This is a genomic window from Streptomyces shenzhenensis (genome assembly GCF_021462265.1).
Taxonomy (GTDB): Bacteria; Actinomycetota; Actinomycetes; order Streptomycetales; family Streptomycetaceae; genus Streptomyces; species Streptomyces shenzhenensis.
This window is the reverse complement of the sequence record NZ_JAJONF010000005.1, coordinates 237,982-254,225: the sequence shown is the minus strand read 5'-3', so window position 1 is coordinate 254,225 and position 16,244 is coordinate 237,982. Positions and strand designations below refer to the sequence as shown.

The following is a 16,244-nucleotide window of genomic DNA, read 5'->3' as shown; positions in this document are numbered from 1 at the left end:
GGAAGGCCGCACACGAGCCCCGAGCGGGTTCGGGCCGAGCGCGTCGCGTGCTGTCCACCCGCCGGGTGGTCTTCCTTGTCATCGCCGCGGCGGCCCCCATGGCGGCGATCGCGGGCAACGCGCCCCTCGCACTCGTGCGCGGCAACGGCATCTCGCTGCCCGCCGCGTACATCCTGGCGGCCGCGGTCCTGTTGTGCTTCGCGGCCGGTTACTCGGCGATGAGCAAGCGCGTCGTCAACGACGGCGCGTTCTACGTCTTCGTCGCCCGCGGACTCGGCAAGCCGGCCGGTACCGCGACCGCGTACGTCGCGGCGCTGGGCTACCTGTCGCTCTCCGTCGGGATGGCCGCGGTGTTCGGGTACTTCACCTCGCTGGTCTTCGCCCAGTCCGGAGTGGACGTCCCGTGGGGGGTGTTCACCGCGGCCGGGGTGGTCGTCGTAGCGGCGTTCGGGCACCGCAGCGCGGACGTCTCGGCACGGTTCCTCGGCTTCCTCATGGGCCTGGAGTTCGCGGTCCTCATCGTTCTCGACGTCCTCGTCGTCGGGCACAAGGGCATCGCCGCGTTCCCGGCCGAGTCGTTCTCGGCCGGCCAGCTGTTCGGCGGCTCGATCGGCATCGCGCTCATGTTCGCCTTCACGAGCTTCGTGGGCTTCGAGTCGGCGGCACTGTACGGCGAGGAGACCAGGGATCCGGCCCGCAGCATCCCGCGCGCGCTCTACATATCGGTGATCTCGATCGCCGTCTTCTACGTGCTCACCGCATGGGTCGTGATCGGCGGCGCCGGCGGCACCGCGGCGCCCGAGCGGGCCCGCAAGGACCTCGGGAACCTCGTCTTCACACTCGCCGAGCAGTACGGCGGCACCGCGCTGCTCGACGCCACGGCCGTGCTGCTGTGCACCAGTGTCCTCGCGTCCTGGATCGCGTTGCACAACGCCGCGAGCCGATACCTGTTCGCACTCGGCTGGGAGCAGGTCGCGCCACGTGCGCTCGGCCGCTACCACCCGGTGCACCGGAGCCCGCACATCGGCAGCGCCGTCGTCACCACGGTCACGGTCGCCGTCGTCGGCGCGCTGGGCCTGGCGGGCGCGAACCCCTACGAGACCATCGCCGCCGCGGTCGTCGGCATGGGCACGCTCTCGATCGTCCTCGTGCAGGCGTTCACGGCGCTGGCGGTCATGGTGTTCTTCCACGGCCGCGGCGACCGGCGGCTGTTCTCGGGGGTCGTCGCGCCCGTCGTCGGCACGCTCGGGCTGGGGACGGCGTTCGCCCTGGCCGCCACCAACTACGCCACCCTGACCGGCACGGACAACGTGCTCATCAACCTCGTACCGGTACTCATCGTTGCCACGGCCCTCACCGGTGTCCTCGCCGCGCTGCGGCTACGGACCCGCAGGCCGCTCGCCTACACCCAGCTGGCCGGCACCAGGAACCGTCACCGCCCGGACGCGCGCGCACCGCACGAGCGACCGGCGTACACCCGGCGCTACTGCGTGGTCGGCGCCGGACCGTCAGGGATGATCATGGCCCGTAACCTGCTGCGTGAGGGAGTCCCCTTCGACTGGTACGAGCGCAACCCGGACTTCGGCGGGATCTGGGACCCCGACCACGCAGGCAGCCCGATGTACGACAGCTGTCACTTCATCAGCTCCAAGTACACCAGCGGCTTCTACGGCGCGCCCATGCCGTCACATCTTCCGGACTACCCGGGCTGGCGGGAGATCCGCGACTACATCAGGGACTTCGGCCGGCAGTACGACCTCTACCGGCACGTCCGCTTCGGCACGGAGGTGACGTCCGCCGAGCCGATGGCCGGTGACCGGTGGCGGGTCACGTTGTCCGACGGCACGGTCCACGAGTACGACGGACTCGTCGTCTGTCCCGGCGTCACCTGGCACCCCAACGAGATCTCGCTGCCCGGCCGGGAGGTCTTCCGCGGCACGGTCCGGCACTCGGTCACCTTCCGGGACGGCCTGGAGTTCCGCGGCAAGCGGGTGCTCGTCGTCGGCGCCGGCAACTCCGGGGTGGACATCGCCTGCGACGCCGCCCGGCACGCGGACACGGCGTACCTGTCGGTCCGGCGCGGTTACCGGTTCGTGCCCAAGCACGTCGCCGGAGTGCCGACCGACGCCCTGCTCAGCGGGAAGCTCGACCCTCCGAAGGGCCTCGTGCTCTCCAGCGACGTCAATGCCCTGCTCGACACGCTCGTCGGCGACCTGACCCGCCTCGGGCTGCCGGCGCCGGACCACGACGCGCTGAGCAGCCACCCGATCATGAACACCCAGGTGCTGCACTATCTGGCGCACGGCGACCTCGTCGCGAGGCCCGACGTGGCACGGCTCACGGAGACCGGGGTGGTGTTCGCCGACGGCAGTGCGGCCGAGGTCGACGAGATCGTTCTCGCGACGGGCTACGAGTACCGGATGCCCTTCCTCGACCCCGGGCTGCTGGAGTGGAAGCACGGCCACCCGCAGCTGTACCTCAACGTCTTCTCGCGCGAACTGGATTCCCTGTACGTCCTCGGGTTCGTCGAGTTCGCGGACGCCGCCTACAAACGGTTCGAGGAGATGGCGCAGCTCATCATGATCGACATCAACGCCCGCGAGACGGGCGTCCGCAAGGACGAGCTGACCCAGCTCAAGCGCACCGACACCCCGGACCTGCGCGGTGGCGTCAAGTACCTCGACAGCCCGCGCCACACCAACTATGTCGAGCGCTCGACGTACATGGCCTACCTCGCACAGCTCCGCGACCGGTTCGGCTGGCACGACGTCGACGACCACACATTCGACGCCCTGCGCGCCGGCGCCCCCTCCGCCCTCTCCTCGACATCCGCGTCCGAACCGCCCAAGGAGCCCAGCCATGCCTGACCGTCTCTCCCTCGCCCTCGTCACCGGCGCCGCCGGCGGGATCGGCGAAGCGGTCTGCGGCCGGCTCGCCGCCCAGGGCCGCACCCCCCTGTGCGTCGAGCGCGACGGGACACTCGCGCAGAAGGCGGCCCTCGCCGCCGGAGCGGATGCCGTCCCCGTCGCCTGCGACCTGTCCGACCGGGACGCCGTCGCCGTGCTCAGCGCGCGGATCGAGGAGGAATGGGCCGACCGTCTGGACCTGGTCTTCCTCAACGCGGGCGTGATCGTCCCGGGAGACGTCGTCGACTCCACGGCGGCCGGGCTCCGGCTGCAGCTCGACGTCATGCTCGGATCCGTCATGGAAATCGCGGCGGCCGCGGCACGCGCCATGAAGGCGCGCGGCCGGGGGCACATCGTCGCCACGGTGTCGATGGGCGGCATCCTCTCGCTCCCCGGGTCGGCGGCGTACTCGGCGGCCAAAGCGGGGCTGCGTGCCTACCTCGCCGCGCTGAACGCCGAGTTGCGCGGCACCGGCGTCGCGGTCAGCGGCATCTACCCGAGCGCCGTCGACACCCCGATGCTGCTCCACGAGGCGACACACGACGGCAGCCTGCTCAACTTCCTGGGGAAGGTGAGCACGGCCGACGACGTCGCGGATGTCTTCGATCGTGCGCTGCGCAAGCGCCGGCTGGAGCACTTCCTGCCGTACGGCGATTCGATCACGTGCCGGATCCTCGAGTCGTTCCCGTGGATGGTGCCGCGGATACTCGGGCCGGCGGAAGCGATCGGACGGCGCGGACGCGCGAAGTACCTGGTCCGTAAGGGGATCCCGCAGGGCTGAGTCCGGCGACCCCGGCGGCAGCTCACCGGCTCGGCGACCCCGGCGGCAGCTCACCGGCTCGGCGCCGCCGGTGAGCTGCTGCCCGTCGGTCACGACGCCGGGCACCGACCGCCACTCGCCGGAGGGCTTCGAACAGACGGAGTCACCGTTTCACGCGAAAACGTCCGGGACGGCTCCCCCGCCCGGGGTGACGGCGGCCTGCGTGCTCGCCCTCGTGGCTGAAGCGGCCCGCGCACACGCAGGCCACGCCCCTTCACCGCCGTCCGCCAGCCCGAGCCGGCTGGCCCGGGCATGCGGGACGGTCTGCGGCAGCCCGTGTTCCAGGGCGCGGGCGGCCTCGTCGGCGCGGGCCGCGCTGCACGTCCGGAGCCGGGGCGCCCGTGGCAGGTCAGCGGTATGCGGACTGGCCGGTCAGGGCCTGGCCGATGACCAGGGTGTGGATCTCGCTGGTGCCCTCGTAGGTGAGGACGGACTCGAGGTTGTTGGCGTGGCGCAGCGGTGAGTACTCCAGGGAGATGCCGTTGGCGCCCAGGATCGTGCGGCACTCACGGGCGATGGCGATCGCCTCGCGGACGTTGTTGAGCTTGCCGACGCTGATCTGTTCGGCGCGGATGCGGCCCTGGTCCTTCAGACGGCCCAGGTGCAGGGCGAGGAGGGCGGCGCCGCCCAGGGAGACGCTCATGTCGGCAAGCTTCTTCTGGGTGAGCTGGAAGGCGCTGATCGGCCGGTCGAACTGGACGCGGGCGTCGGCGTACTCGATCGCGGACCGCAGCGAGTCACGGGCGGCTCCGACGGCTCCGAAGAGGATGCCGAAGCGGGCCTCGTTCAGGCAGGACAGCGGGCCGCGCAGACCCTGCGCGTGCGGCAGCCGCGCGGACTCGGGCAACCGTACGTCGTCGAAGTACAGCTCCGAGGTGACGGAGGCACGCAGGGACATCTTCTGCTTGATGTCCTGGGTGGTGAAGCCGGGCGTGCCGCGCGGCACGAGGAACCCGCGGACGCCGTCCTCGGTCTGCGCCCAGACGGTGGCCACGTCCGCGATGCCGCCGTTGGTGATCCACATCTTGGAACCGTTGAGGATCCAGTCGTCGCCGTCCCGGACCGCCTTCGTGCGCATCCCGGACGGGTTGCTGCCGAAGTCGGGCTCGGTCAGGCCGAAGCAGCCGATCGCCTCGCCGGCGGCGAGCCGGGGCAGCCATTCCTGCTTCTGTTCCTCCGAGCCCCACTTCCAGATGGAGAACATGGACAGCGAACCCTGGACGGAGACGAAGCTGCGGAAGCCCGAGTCGGCGGCCTCCAGTTCCAGACAGGCGAGGCCGTAGCTGACGGCGTTGGTGCCGGCGCAGCCGTAGCCTTCCAGGTGCATGCCGAGGACCCCCAGCTTGCCGAGTTCAGGGGCGAGTTCCCGGGCGAAGTGGGCGTTCTCGAACCACTCGCCGATGTGCGGGCGGACCCGGTCGGCGAGGAACCTGGCGACGGTGGCCTGGATCTCGCGCTCCTCCTCGGTGAGGACGGAGGAGATGTCGAGCAGGTCGAGGGGGTCCGTCATCGGCTTGCCGCCGCTCATGGTGTGCTCCAGGGGGTTGATGGTGATCGTTTGACGGGGCCGGTGACCGGTGTCAGGAATCCAGCCAGGCCGTGAGGTCCTCGGTGTGTTCGCCGAGTCGTGGCGGTCGGCGTTCGTAGCGCGGCGGTGTGCGGGACAGGCCGATCGGGTTGGCCACCAGCTGGAGTGGGGCGCCGTCCAGCCCGGGGACCGCGGCGCGCGGGCCCAGTCCGAGTGTTTCGGCGAGGTCGAAGGCCTGCGCGAGGTCGTTGACCGGGCCGCAGGGCACACCCAGCGGGGTGAGGCGGTCGAACCAGTCGGCCGCGGTCCTCCTGGCCAGCGGCTCGCGGATCCGCGCGGCGAGTTCGTCGACGTGTGCGACCCGGTCCGCGTTGGTGGCGAAGCGAGGATCGTCGATCAGGTCCGGTGCGTCCAGGCCCTGGCACAGGGCGGCGAACTGCCGGTCGTTGCCGACGGCGATGACCAGCGGGCGGTCCTTCGCGGGGAAGGTCTCGTACGGCGCGATCGACGGGTGGCGGTTGCCGAGGATGCCGGGCACCTGGCCGGCCAGGGTGTAGCCGCCTGCCTGGTTGACCATGCTGGACAGCAGGCAGGACAGGAGGTCGACCTGGACGTGCTGGCCGGCCCCGGAGGTCTCGCGGTGCCGCAACGCGGCCAGGACTCCGATCGCCGAGTGCAGTCCGGTCAGGACGTCCACCAGGGCCACGCCTGTTTTGACGGGTTCCCCGGGCGCCGGCCCGGTGACGCTCATCAGGCCGCCGACGGCCTGGATCAGCAGGTCGTAGCCGGGCAGCGCGGCTCCCGCCCCCGCCCCGAAGCCGGTGATCGAGCAGTAGACCAGCCCGGGATTGAGTTCGCGGGCCCGGTCGTAGCCGAGGCCGTACCTGTCCATGGTGCCGGGCCGGAAGTTCTCGAAGAGGACGTCGGCCCTGCGTACCAGTTCCGTCGCCCGGCGCAGATCACGCTCGTCGCGCAGGTCGAGGCCGAGGGAGCGCTTGTTCCGGTTGACGGACAGGTAGTAGGTGGCTTCGCCCTGGGCGTAGGGCGGTCCCCAGGCCCGGGTGTCGTCTCCGTTCACCGGGTGCTCGACCTTGATCACGTCGGCGCCGAGGTCGGCCAGCAGCATGGTGGCGTACGGGGCGGCCAGGACGCGTCCGAAGTCGGCCACCAGCACACCGGACAGGGGCCCCTCCCCCGTCATCGGGCCGCTCCCGACGCCCGTACGTACACCGTCCTGGTCCGGGTGAAGAACTCCCGCGCCGCGCGGCCCTGTTCCTTGGGGCCGTACCCGCTCTGCTTCGATCCTCCGAAGGGCACGTGCGGATCGGCGCCCGCCGTCTCGGAGTTGATGTGGAGCACGCCGACGTCGAGCCGCTCGGTGGCGGCGGTCACAGCGCGCAGGTCGTCGGTGAAGACGGCCGCGGAGAGCCCGAACTCGCTGTCCTCGGCGAGCGCGAGCGCCTCGTCCAGATCGCGGGCCCGGCGCACGGACAGCACGGGGCCGAACAGTTCCTCGCGCCACAGCGGGTCCTCCCCCGCGAGTTCGACCACGGTCGGCTGCAGGTACGCGCCCGCCATGCGGTCGTCGTCGTAGGTCCGCCCGCCGGTCAGGAGGTCCGTGCCGGGGCGGGCGACGCCGTCGGCCACCGCCTGGTGGATCTCGTCCCGGGCCTGGGGCGAGACCAGTGGCCCCATCTCCGTGCCCTCCGCGAGCGGGTCGCCGACACGCAGGGCCGAGACACGCTCGGTCAGCAGGGTGAGGAACTTGTCGGCGACCGGTTCCTGGACGACGAGCCGGGAGGTCGCGGTGCACTTCTGGCCGGCGGAGCGGAAGGCTCCGGCCAGTACCTCGCCGGCCGCCAGTTCCAGATCGGCGTCGGCCAGGACGACGGCCGCGTTCTTGCCGCCCATCTCGGTCTGGACGGGGCGGGCCAGCCTGCCGCACGCGGCGATCAGGCTCCGGCCGACGGAGGTCGAGCCGGTGAAGGTCACCGCGTCCACGCCGGGATGTCCGACGAGGCGACCGCCCAGGGCCCCGTTCCCGAGCAGCAGGGACAGGACGCCTTCCGGCAGCCCCGCCTCGACCAGCGCCTCGGCCAGCCGTACGGCCAGGAGCGGGACGAGGCCGGCCGGCTTCCACACCACGGTGTTGCCGTACCCGAGCGCGGGAGCGATCTTCCAGGCGGGTATCGCGACGGGGAAGTTGAAAGGGGTCACCACGGCGACGACGCCCACCGGCCGGTGCGTCACGTGGATCTGCTCGCCGGGGCGCGGTGAGGCGAACACCTCGCCGACGGGGCGCGACGCCTCGCTCGCGTAGTAGCGCAGGATCTCCGCGGCACGCCGTACTTCGCCGACGCCCTCGGCCCGGGTCTTGCCTTCCTCCCAGGACAGTTCGGTGCCCCAGTCCTCGGCGTGCGCGTCGAGGACGTCGGCGGCCCGGTCCAGGACCCGGCCGCGCGCGTGGGGCGGGGTGGCCGCCCATCGGGGGAAGGCGTCCCGGGCGGCGGTGACGGCCTGGTCCAGGTCGTGGTCCTGGGCGAGGCGCCCCACGGCCACGGTCTCGTGCGGGCGTGCCGGGCTGACGTCGAGGAACTCGTCGCCGTCACCGGACCGCCACTGCCCCGCGACCAGGTGGCGCAGGGTCCGCGGGGACCGGGAGAGTCCACCTGTCGTCGCGCTCGCGCCCGCACTCTGTGGCATGGGCCTTCCTTTCCTGCGGTCCGTACCCGCCGCCGTGGGCGGTCGGGGCTCGTGAGGTGGTCATTCTGGGCACCGGCGGCACGGCGGCGCACTCGACGAGATGTCCAGCACCGCAGGGGAACAGCGCGCCGATCCGTCCATGGCCGTGGGCCGGCGGTGGTGCTTGGCTCGGCGTTCCCATCCCTGCACACCCCGGAGGACGATTCATGTCCGGTGCTTCCCGGCCGGTCGGCGGTCCCGATCTCGCACAGGTCCGGCGGGTCGTGAGTGAGATCCCCGGCCCACGCTCCCGTGAACTGCTGGCCCGCCAGCGCCGGCTGGTGCCGGCCGGAGTCGGCGCGAGCCTGCCCGTGTTCGTCGACGCGGCCGGCGGCGGGGTGATCGTCGACGCGGACGGCAACTCCTTCATCGACTTCGGCAGCGGCATCGCGGTGACCACGGTGGGCAACTCCGCCCCGGCGGTGGCGGAGCGCGCGGCGGCGCAGTTGCGCCGGTTCACCCACACGTGCTTCCTGGTCAACCCGTACGCGTCCTATCTCGACGTGTGCGAGAAGCTGAACGAGCTGGCACCCGTCCCCGGCGAGAAGCGCACGATCCTGGTCAACTCCGGGGCGGAGGCCGTGGAGAACGCCGTCAAGATCGCCCGTGCCGCCACCGGCCGGCCCGGGATCGTCGTCTTCGACCACGCCTTCCACGGCCGCACGCTGCTCACCATGGGCCTCACCGCCAAGAACAGGCCCTACAAGCAGGGCTTCGGCCCCTTCCCGTCCGAGGTCCACCGGGCCCCGATGGCCTACCCGTACCGCTGGCCCACCGGCCCGGACCGGTGCGCCGAGGAGGCCGCGTACGCCCTCGCGGACCTGCTGGACAGGCAGGTGGGCACGGAGAACGTGGCCGCCGTGCTGGTGGAGCCGATCCAGGGCGAGGGCGGCTTCGTCGTTCCGGCCCCGGGGTTCCTGGACAGCGTCGCCGGCATCTGCCGGGCCCGGGGCATCCTGCTGATCGTCGACGAGATCCAGGCCGGCATCGCCCGCACCGGCCGGATGTTCGCCTGCGAGCACGAGGGGATCCTGCCCGATCTGATCACCACGGCCAAGGGGCTCGCGGGCGGACTGCCGCTGGGCGCGGTCACGGGTCGCGCCGAGCTGATGGACGCGGTACCGGCCGGCGGTCTGGGCGGGACCTTCAGCGGAAACCCGGTGGCCTGCGAGGCGGCGCTCGGTGTCTTCGAGGAGATCGAGACCCACGGTCTGCTGGAGCGTGCCCGGGAGATCGGCGACACCATGCTCGAAGCCCTCGCCGGACTCGGCGACCGGCACCCGGAGATCGGCGAGGTGCGCGGCCGGGGCGCGATGATCGCGATCGAACTCGTCGAGCCGACGGGCGACCGGGTGCCCGCCCCCGATCTCGCGGCCCGCGTCGCGAGGCGCTGCCACGAGAACGGGCTGCTCGTCCTGACCGCCGGCAGCTACGGCAACGTCCTGCGGTTCCTGCCGCCCCTGTCGATCCCCGACGCCCTGCTGCGGGAGGGACTGTCCGTGCTCGGGGACGCCGTCGCCGCGGAAGTCGCCCCGCCCGCCTGATGGCCCGTCAGTCGCGGCGGCCGATGTCGCCGGGCTCCTCCCAGGCGGACAGCGCCATCAGCAGTTCGGCGCGCACATGGGCCGAGTCGAGATCCGCACCCAGCACACCGCGCACGCGTTCCATGCGGCTGCGCAGAGTGTGCCGGTGCACGCCGAGCGCCGCGGCGGCCGCCTCCCATCCGCCGTTGTGCTCCAGGAAGGCGCGCAGGGACGCGAGAAGGTCGGTGCCGTGCGCGGTGTCGTGTGCGGCGAGAGGCGTGAGCCGCGTCTCGGCCAGCGTCGCGAGGACCCGTCTCGTCTCCGGCAGGGCGGCCAGCAGCCGGCCGGCCAGCGACTCGAAGGACACCACCTCCCCGCCGCCCCGCGTCCGGGCCACCGACGCGGCGTTGCGGGCTTCCGCCAAGGCCGCGGCCCCGTCGTCCAGATCGTGCGGGGCGCTCAGTCCGGCCGACAGCCGCGGCCGGAGCCGGGCCCGCGCGCCGTCCACGACCGTCTGCGCCGTGGCCGCGTGCCCGGCGGGCAGCAGTACCGCGGCACAACTGTCGTACACCCGGCCGAACAGGGGCAGTCCGCGCTCGGCGAGTTCCGTCCCGACGGCTTCGAGGGCCAGGCGGGGGCTGCCGCCGCGCAACGCCAGGACCCGGATGCCGTCGCGGACGGGAAATCCCCCCTCGGCCAGATACTCCCGGCCGGCAGCGGCGGAGACGGCCCCGTCCAGCAGCAGGCGCAGGAACAGGCCGTTGACATGGTTCTGCTCATCGCGCAGCCGCAGCGGCTTCTCCGCCTCCAGGGCGACCAGCGACGCCGCGTGCCCGAGCAGAAGATGGTCGACCGGTGTCAGGGTGCGGTCGGCCATCAGGAGCAGGCGGCCGTGCACCCGTGGCCCCACGCGGACCTGCTGCACGGCCGTCACTCCGTCCTGGTCGCAGTCGGCCGCGGCCGTCGCCCGCTCCGCCGCGGCCAGTGCTGTCCCCCGGCCGCCGTCCGCCGCTCCGGCACCGGGCGGATGGGCCGCGCGCGCCCGGCCCTCGTGGTCCAGCAGGACGACGGACGTGCGGGTGGAGACGGCCAGTTCCCGCACCACGGCCTGGGCCCCGCCGTGCAGTGCGGCCCGGGTCATCCGCGGCTGGATGCGCGAAGCCTGGGCGAGGCCCTCGTACTGCAGCTGGGCCAGGCGTTCCATCACCGCCTTGGTCACGGCCAGGAACGGCGTGGGCAGCGGCACCTCCAGCAGCGGCAGCCCGGCCTCCTCGGCCGCTTCGACGAGCGGTTCGGGCACCTGCTCGTGCGACAGACCGATCCCGAAGCCGATCGCCGTCGCTTGGGCCTTCGTGAGCCGGGCGACGTAGTCCTGGCAGGCCGCCGGATCCGGCGCCAGCCGGAGCCCGGTGGTGAGCACGAGCTCACCACCGTTCAACCACCGTGCGGGGTCGGTGAGTTCGATGCTGTGTGCCCAGACCACGTCCCGGTCCAGGCTGCCTCGGCCCGCCAGGACTCTCAGCCTCAGGTCCTGCTGTCGCGTCAGCCAGCGGAGCGGCACACCCACCGCACTCACCATCCATGACCTCCAAGAGTGGATGTATTTTCTCGGTGCTCCACGAGGACCGGGAAGCCGTAGGCGTTCGCCCTGGCGTCGAGGGCGTGCGGCCGCATCCGCCCGCGCGCCTCGCGCGGCCGGCCTCGGTCCGGACGCAGGCGCCCTGGTCGCCGCCGGCCCGGGCGCCTCGGATGTCGTAGACACGCCAGGGCGTCGCCGGCCGCGCAGGCGGTGGCGGCGAGAACGCCCGTAAGACGCGGCTTCCGCGTGGTCACCAACCCCCTTCCGCGCGGCGGTCGTAGCGCAGTTCGCTGTCTCCGAGCTCGAAGACGAGCAGCTTGGACTCGGTGAAGGTGTCGAGGAACCAGCCGGAGAGCTCACGGCCGACACCGCTCTTGCCGGTGCCGCCGAAGGGGGCCAGCTGGTCCCAGTAGTTGCTGGTCTCGTTGATGTTGACGGTGCCGTGCTGCAGGGTCTCCCCGACCCGCCAGGCGGTGGCGAGGTCCCGGGTCCACAGCGACGCGATCAGGCCGAGGTCGCTGGAGTTGGCGATCTCGACGGCCTCCTGCACCGAGGAGACCTTGATGACGGGGGCGACCGGACCGAAGGTCTCCTCCTGGGCGATGCGCATGTCGGGGGTGACGCCGGTGAGGATGGTCGCCGGGAAGAACAGGCCCTCCTCCTTGCCGAACTGGACGATGTCGGCGCCCCGGTCGCGGGCGTCCTGAACATGCTCGGCGATGCGCCGCAGGCCGGCCTCGTTGCGCACCGGTCCCATGTCGGTCTCCTCCGACGCCGGGTCTCCGATGCGCAGTCCGGCGGCGCGTGCGGTCAGCTTGGTGACGAACTCGTCGTGCACGGCCTCGTGGACCAGGAGCCGCTCCGCCGAGGTGCAGACCTGGCCCGCGAAGTAGAAGCAGCCGTTGACGGCCGCCTCCACGGCGGCGTCGATGTCCGCGTCGGGGAGGATGATGAAGGGCCCGTCGCCGCCGAGTTCGAGGAGGTGCGGACGCAGGGCCGCGGCACGTGCGATGCGCTCACCGGTGGCGGTGGAGCCGGTGAAGAACAGACCGTCCACGCCCGGGTGGTCGACGAGGGCCGCGCCGACGTCGCCGAACCCGTGCACGACGTTGATGACCCCGTCGGGCAGTCCCGCCTCGGTGAAGATCTCCGCCACCTGGTTGCAGCTGATCGGAGCGAACTCCGAGGGCTTCCAGACGGCGGTGTTGCCGGCGGCGACGATGTGCGCGAGCGCGATCGAGGAGATGTCGGTGGGGAAGTTGTACGGGGTGATCACGCCGACGACGCCGAGCGGGCGGTGGTTCATGACCAGCCGCTTGTTGTTCGTCTGCTCCTGGGTGGAGGGGAACGACAGCCCCCGGTGCCGCAGGACCTCCTCGCCGGCCTTCTGCCAGGCCGGCGCCGCGTACTCGATGACCTCCTCGCGGGCCTCGGCGACGGTCTTGCCGATCTCCAGGGTCAGCGTGCGGGCGACGTCCTCGGCCCGCTCGGCGAACAGCGCGTGCACCCGGCGCATGATCTTGACCCGCTCGATGAGGGGCGTGGCGGCCCACTGGGGCTGGGCCCGGCGGGCGGCGGCGACGGCACGTTCCACGTCGTCGGCGTCGCACCGGGTGACCTCGGCGAGGAGCTCACCGGACTGCGGCGAGTGCACGGGGAAGGTGCCGGCGCCGCCGTCCAGCCAGGATCCGTCGACGAGTGCCTTCGTGGGCAGGGTTGTGGGCATGCTGGTCTCCACCTTTGGATGTCACCGTCGCACGGGGCGCGGCGGACGTACGAGAAGCGGACTGCGGGGGTCGACGCGGCTCAGACGGAGGCGGGCGACGAGGACGACTCACGCGGGGCCGCCGTGGTCAGCGCGTCGCCGGCCGGGGCGTCGCCGCGTTCGTACGGCTTGGCCAGGGCCATGTACAGGGCGCCCACTCCCACCACGACGACGCCGCTGACCAGCACGATGTAGTTGTCGTACCAGGGCGTGCCGGGCGTGCGCGGCCAGCAGATGTTGACGAGCGCGACGACGCCGTAGACGAGAGCGCCGATCGTGACCGGCAGACCCCAGCGCTCCAGCCGGTACTCGCCGGACGGCCGCCAGCCGCGCAGCCGCGCCCGCAGCGAGGCGAGGACCACCATCTGGAAGGCCACGTAGATGCCGAGCGTGGAGAAGGAGATGATCTTCACCAGGGCGTCGGCGGAGTACGCGGAACCCACGATGAGCAGCCCGGGAAGGACCGCCGCGAGCAGCAGGGCGTACGGCGGCACGCGCAGCCGCTCCGAGAAGGCCGAAAGGAGCCGGCTGCCGGCGATCATCCGGTCGCGGGCGAAGGAGTAGGTCAGGCGGCTGGCGGCGGCCTGCAGGCTCATCGCGCAGGAGATGAAGGAGAGCAGGACGACCACCAGGACGACGCGGGCGCCGCCGCTGCCGAAGGCGTCGGTGAGCACGGTGGTCACGGGGTCGGCGTCCTTGCCGGAGATCACCGCGCCGAAGTCGCTGACGGAGAGGATGAGGGCGAGACACACCGCTGTCGCGGCGGCGCCGCCGATGTAGATGGTGCGCCGCATGGAGGTGGGGATGCGCCGGCCGGGGTTGGGTACCTCTTCGGCGACGTCACCGCAGGCCTCGAAGCCGTAGTACTGGAAGACGCCGATGAGCGACGCGGCGGCGAAGGCGTACAGGTACGAGTGGTCCCCCTGGGACCCGTAGCCGTGGAAGAGCACGCCCAGTCCGTGGTGGCGGTTGGCGATCAGCAGCCAGGCACCCACCACGACGGCCCCGATGATCTCGGCCACGAAGCCGAACACCGCGACGGCGGACAGCACCTTCGTACCGCCGAAGTTGATGACCGTGGCGAGCAGCAGGAGCGCGAGGGCGCACAGGATCGTCGTCGTGGTGCTGGAGGCGAAGCCGAACACCGCGGCCACGTACGGTCCGGCGCCGTAGGCGACCGCCGCGATGGTGGACAGCAGCGCCAGGAGGTAGATCCAGCCCGTCATCCACCCCCACTTGCGGCCCCACAGCCGGCGGGCCCACGGGTAGACCCCGCCCGCCACCGGGAACTGGGCGACGACCTCGCTGAAGACCAGCGCGACCAGCAGCTGGCCGACACCCGCGATCACGAACGCCCAGATCATCGGCGGTCCGCCCGCCATCAGGGAGGCCGCGAACAGGGTGTACACCCCGACGACGGGCGAGAGGTAGGTGAATCCGAGGGAGAAGTTGGCCCACAGGCTCATGTCGCGCTTGAACTCGGACTCGTAGCCGAGGGCGGCGAGGCGCTGGGCGTCGGCGTCTGAGGGGGGCGGCGGGGACGGCGGGGCGTCGTTCATCGACGGGCTCCTTGGTGGAAACACGCTGCTGCGAGGGGTGTCGGCGGGACCGGGCCGAGGGGAAGGCGGACGAGGGCCGGTGCTGTCCGGCGTCTCAAGTGCGCGAAAACCTACTACATTGAAGTTCAAAGGACAACGGTTTGACTGGTAGCCTGACGACGAGCTCTCGTGAACGGATGCGCAACCTTCGAGGAGGGGCCGTGGCGGCAGTGGAAGGCCGCTCGCCGGTGATGAGCGCCGCCTTCGCGCCCTTGAGCGACTCCGGACGGGCGGACATGGTGGTCCGCCGGATCTCCGAAGCGGTCACCATCGGGCTCATGGCGGACGGGGAACAGCTCCCCAGCGAGAGTGACCTCGCCTGCCAGCTCGGTGTCGCCAACGGCACCGTCCGCGAGGCCCTGGCCATTCTGCGCGAACAGGGACTCGTCGAGACCCGGCGCGGACGCAACGGCGGCAGCTTCATCAGGGACCCGGAAGAGGGCCTGGCCAGGATCCATCAGGCCCGGCTGAAGGAACTCGGCATCGCCGAACTGCGCGACCTCGGCGACGAGCAGTTCGCCGTCTCGGGGACCGCGGCGCGCTTCGCCGCCGAACGCGCACCCTCCGACCTGGCACGGAGCCTGGACCGGCTGATCACGGCCCTGCGGAAGGCCGAGTCTCCCGCCGAACGGCGCAAGGCCGACGCCCGCTTCCACATCGAGGTGGCCATCGCCGCGCAGTCCGTCCGGCTGACCCGGCTGGAGGTACGGCTGCAGGCCGAACTCGGACCCCTGCTGTGGCTGCCGGTGGGCGACGGCCCCGACGCGTCGGCCTTCGCCGACCAGCATCACGAGATCCTGGTGGCCATCGCGGCCGGGGACGCCACGGCCGCGCGCCGCCTCGCCGAGGAGCACACGGTCGCCGGCGCCCGTCATCTGGTACGAACACATCTGCGGTTGACCGATGCCTGATCCGGTGGCGCTCGCCGCGCCTCCCTCCTTCCCGGAGCACAGTGATGACCAGCACCCCATCCACCGGCATCGTCCAGTGCAGCAGATCCGTCCGCGAAGCGGTGGATGCCGTCTTCTCGGCGCTGGATGTCCTGGAGGACGAGGCGCGAACGCGCCTGAGCACCGGCGGCCGGCGCGGTAGGCACCCCGGGACGAACGATCTCGCCGCCCTGCGGCCGACGCTCAAGGCGCTGCTGCGTGAGCGGGGCGAGATGTTCAACGGCACCGGTGTGGTCATGGCACCCGACGCTCTCGACGACGCCGTCTTCCACCTCGAGTGGTGGCAGCGGACCGGGGAAGGGGACCCCCGCCCCTTGCGGCTCAACCTGGATCCGCGCAGTGAGAGCTTCTACGACTACACCGTCAAGCCGTGGTTCGTGATCCCGCGCGACGAGGGCCACGGCACGGTCATGGGACCGTACGTCGATCTGCACTGTGCCGGCCTCTACATCCTGACGTTCACCCGGCCGTTGATCGTGCACGGTGAGTTCTTCGGCGTCGTCGGGGCCGACGTCCCGGTGGCCGCCTTCGAGCAGCTCGTGGCCCCCTCGCTCAAGCACCTGGGCGGTGAAGCGGTGGTGATCACCGCCGAGGGCCGCGTCCTGGCCGCGAACACGCCCACGTGGGCCGTCGGGGAGATCGCCCGAGAGCTGCTGGTCCGTACGGCCGGCGTCGAAAGGGCCGCAGTGCGGGCCCCGGAAGTCGACTGGAGCGTGATCCGCGTACCGCCCTCCGCCGTCGAGTGAGGCCGCACGGCACGCGAGGTCAAGCTCATGACCGGTACAGGAGAAGCGGCAGGGACTCCAGCTGACCTGGTCCGGACATCCGGCGCC

At 71.8% G+C, this 16,244-nt stretch carries 12 protein-coding genes; 5 read left to right on the top strand and 7 right to left on the bottom strand.

Features of this window, described 5'->3' with window-relative positions; translation table 11 throughout:
* The first annotated feature begins 47 nt into the window (after window positions 1-47).
* Both LQ326_RS09540 and LQ326_RS09535 read left to right on the top strand, forming a co-directional pair.
* Complete coding sequence (locus LQ326_RS09540; protein WP_234534612.1) at window positions 48-2,867, top strand: amino acid permease; 2,820 nt, start codon at window positions 48-50, stop codon at window positions 2,865-2,867.
* Entirely contained in the window at window positions 2,860-3,687 is an 828-nt protein-coding gene (locus tag LQ326_RS09535; RefSeq protein ID WP_234534610.1) for an SDR family NAD(P)-dependent oxidoreductase, read from the top strand. The genes LQ326_RS09540 and LQ326_RS09535 overlap by 8 nt, the downstream gene beginning before the upstream one ends.
* Window positions 3,688-3,837: 150 nt before the next feature.
* On the opposite strand, the gene LQ326_RS09530 is transcribed toward LQ326_RS09535, so the two are convergent.
* Genes LQ326_RS09530 through LQ326_RS09515 form a run of 4 tightly spaced genes read right to left on the bottom strand, consistent with a single transcriptional unit; the run spans window position 3,838 to window position 7,957 of the window.
* Window positions 3,838-4,074, bottom strand: coding sequence for a glycerate kinase (locus tag LQ326_RS09530; protein ID WP_372496795.1), 237 nt, complete (start codon window positions 4,072-4,074; stop codon window positions 3,838-3,840).
* A 1-nt stretch (window position 4,075) separates the two neighbouring features.
* Window positions 4,076-5,254: an acyl-CoA dehydrogenase family protein gene (locus LQ326_RS09525; RefSeq protein ID WP_234534608.1), complete on the bottom strand. Its 1,179-nt coding sequence runs from the start codon at window positions 5,252-5,254 to the stop codon at window positions 4,076-4,078.
* A gap of 52 nt (window positions 5,255-5,306) precedes the next feature.
* Entirely contained in the window at window positions 5,307-6,455 is a 1,149-nt protein-coding gene (locus tag LQ326_RS09520) for a CaiB/BaiF CoA transferase family protein (protein WP_234534606.1), read from the bottom strand.
* On the bottom strand, window positions 6,452-7,957 hold the full coding sequence (locus LQ326_RS09515) for an aldehyde dehydrogenase family protein (protein WP_234534605.1): 1,506 nt from the start codon (window positions 7,955-7,957) through the stop codon (window positions 6,452-6,454). Before LQ326_RS09515 ends, LQ326_RS09520 begins: the two co-directional genes overlap by 4 nt.
* Before the next feature lie 206 nt (window positions 7,958-8,163).
* Between LQ326_RS09515 and gabT the strand changes: the two genes are divergently transcribed.
* Entirely contained in the window at window positions 8,164-9,540 is a 1,377-nt protein-coding gene (gabT, locus tag LQ326_RS09510; protein ID WP_234534603.1) for a 4-aminobutyrate--2-oxoglutarate transaminase, read from the top strand.
* A gap of 7 nt (window positions 9,541-9,547) precedes the next feature.
* Here the strand turns inward: gabT and LQ326_RS09505 are convergent, their stop codons facing one another.
* From LQ326_RS09505 to LQ326_RS09495, 3 genes are all read right to left on the bottom strand, one after another.
* Entirely contained in the window at window positions 9,548-11,098 is a 1,551-nt protein-coding gene (locus LQ326_RS09505; RefSeq protein ID WP_234534600.1) for a PucR family transcriptional regulator, read from the bottom strand.
* 250 nt (window positions 11,099-11,348) lie between these two features.
* Window positions 11,349-12,824 (bottom strand): aldehyde dehydrogenase family protein, encoded by a 1,476-nt coding sequence (locus LQ326_RS09500; protein ID WP_234534599.1) that lies wholly within the window; start codon window positions 12,822-12,824, stop codon window positions 11,349-11,351.
* A gap of 80 nt (window positions 12,825-12,904) precedes the next feature.
* Window positions 12,905-14,422: an APC family permease gene (locus LQ326_RS09495; RefSeq protein ID WP_234534598.1), complete on the bottom strand. Its 1,518-nt coding sequence runs from the start codon at window positions 14,420-14,422 to the stop codon at window positions 12,905-12,907.
* Between the two features lie 200 nt (window positions 14,423-14,622).
* Between LQ326_RS09495 and LQ326_RS09490 the strand changes: the two genes are divergently transcribed.
* Together LQ326_RS09490 and LQ326_RS09485 are read left to right on the top strand one after the other, a co-directional pair.
* A complete protein-coding gene (locus LQ326_RS09490; protein WP_234534596.1) occupies window positions 14,623-15,372 on the top strand; it encodes a FadR/GntR family transcriptional regulator in 750 nt (249 codons plus the stop codon).
* 44 nt (window positions 15,373-15,416) lie between these two features.
* Window positions 15,417-16,157: a PDC sensor domain-containing protein gene (locus LQ326_RS09485; RefSeq protein ID WP_234534594.1), complete on the top strand. Its 741-nt coding sequence runs from the start codon at window positions 15,417-15,419 to the stop codon at window positions 16,155-16,157.
* Window positions 16,158-16,244 lie beyond the last annotated feature (87 nt).

Excerpts from the sequence above, each read along its gene's own strand:
- LQ326_RS09525 (WP_234534608.1), bottom strand. The coding sequence starts at position 5,254 with ATGAGCGGCGGCAAGCCGATGACGGACCCCCTCGACCTGCTCGACATC.
- LQ326_RS09535 (WP_234534610.1), top strand. The coding sequence starts at position 2,860 with ATGCCTGACCGTCTCTCCCTCGCCCTCGTCACCGGCGCCGCCGGCGGG.
- LQ326_RS09500 (WP_234534599.1), bottom strand. The coding sequence starts at position 12,824 with ATGCCCACAACCCTGCCCACGAAGGCACTCGTCGACGGATCCTGGCTG.
- gabT (WP_234534603.1), top strand. The coding sequence starts at position 8,164 with ATGTCCGGTGCTTCCCGGCCGGTCGGCGGTCCCGATCTCGCACAGGTC.
- LQ326_RS09520 (WP_234534606.1), bottom strand. The coding sequence starts at position 6,455 with ATGACGGGGGAGGGGCCCCTGTCCGGTGTGCTGGTGGCCGACTTCGGA.
- LQ326_RS09505 (WP_234534600.1), bottom strand. The coding sequence starts at position 11,098 with ATGGTGAGTGCGGTGGGTGTGCCGCTCCGCTGGCTGACGCGACAGCAG.
- LQ326_RS09515 (WP_234534605.1), bottom strand. The coding sequence starts at position 7,957 with ATGCCACAGAGTGCGGGCGCGAGCGCGACGACAGGTGGACTCTCCCGG.
- LQ326_RS09485 (WP_234534594.1), top strand. The coding sequence starts at position 15,417 with ATGACCAGCACCCCATCCACCGGCATCGTCCAGTGCAGCAGATCCGTC.
- LQ326_RS09495 (WP_234534598.1), bottom strand. The coding sequence starts at position 14,422 with ATGAACGACGCCCCGCCGTCCCCGCCGCCCCCCTCAGACGCCGACGCC.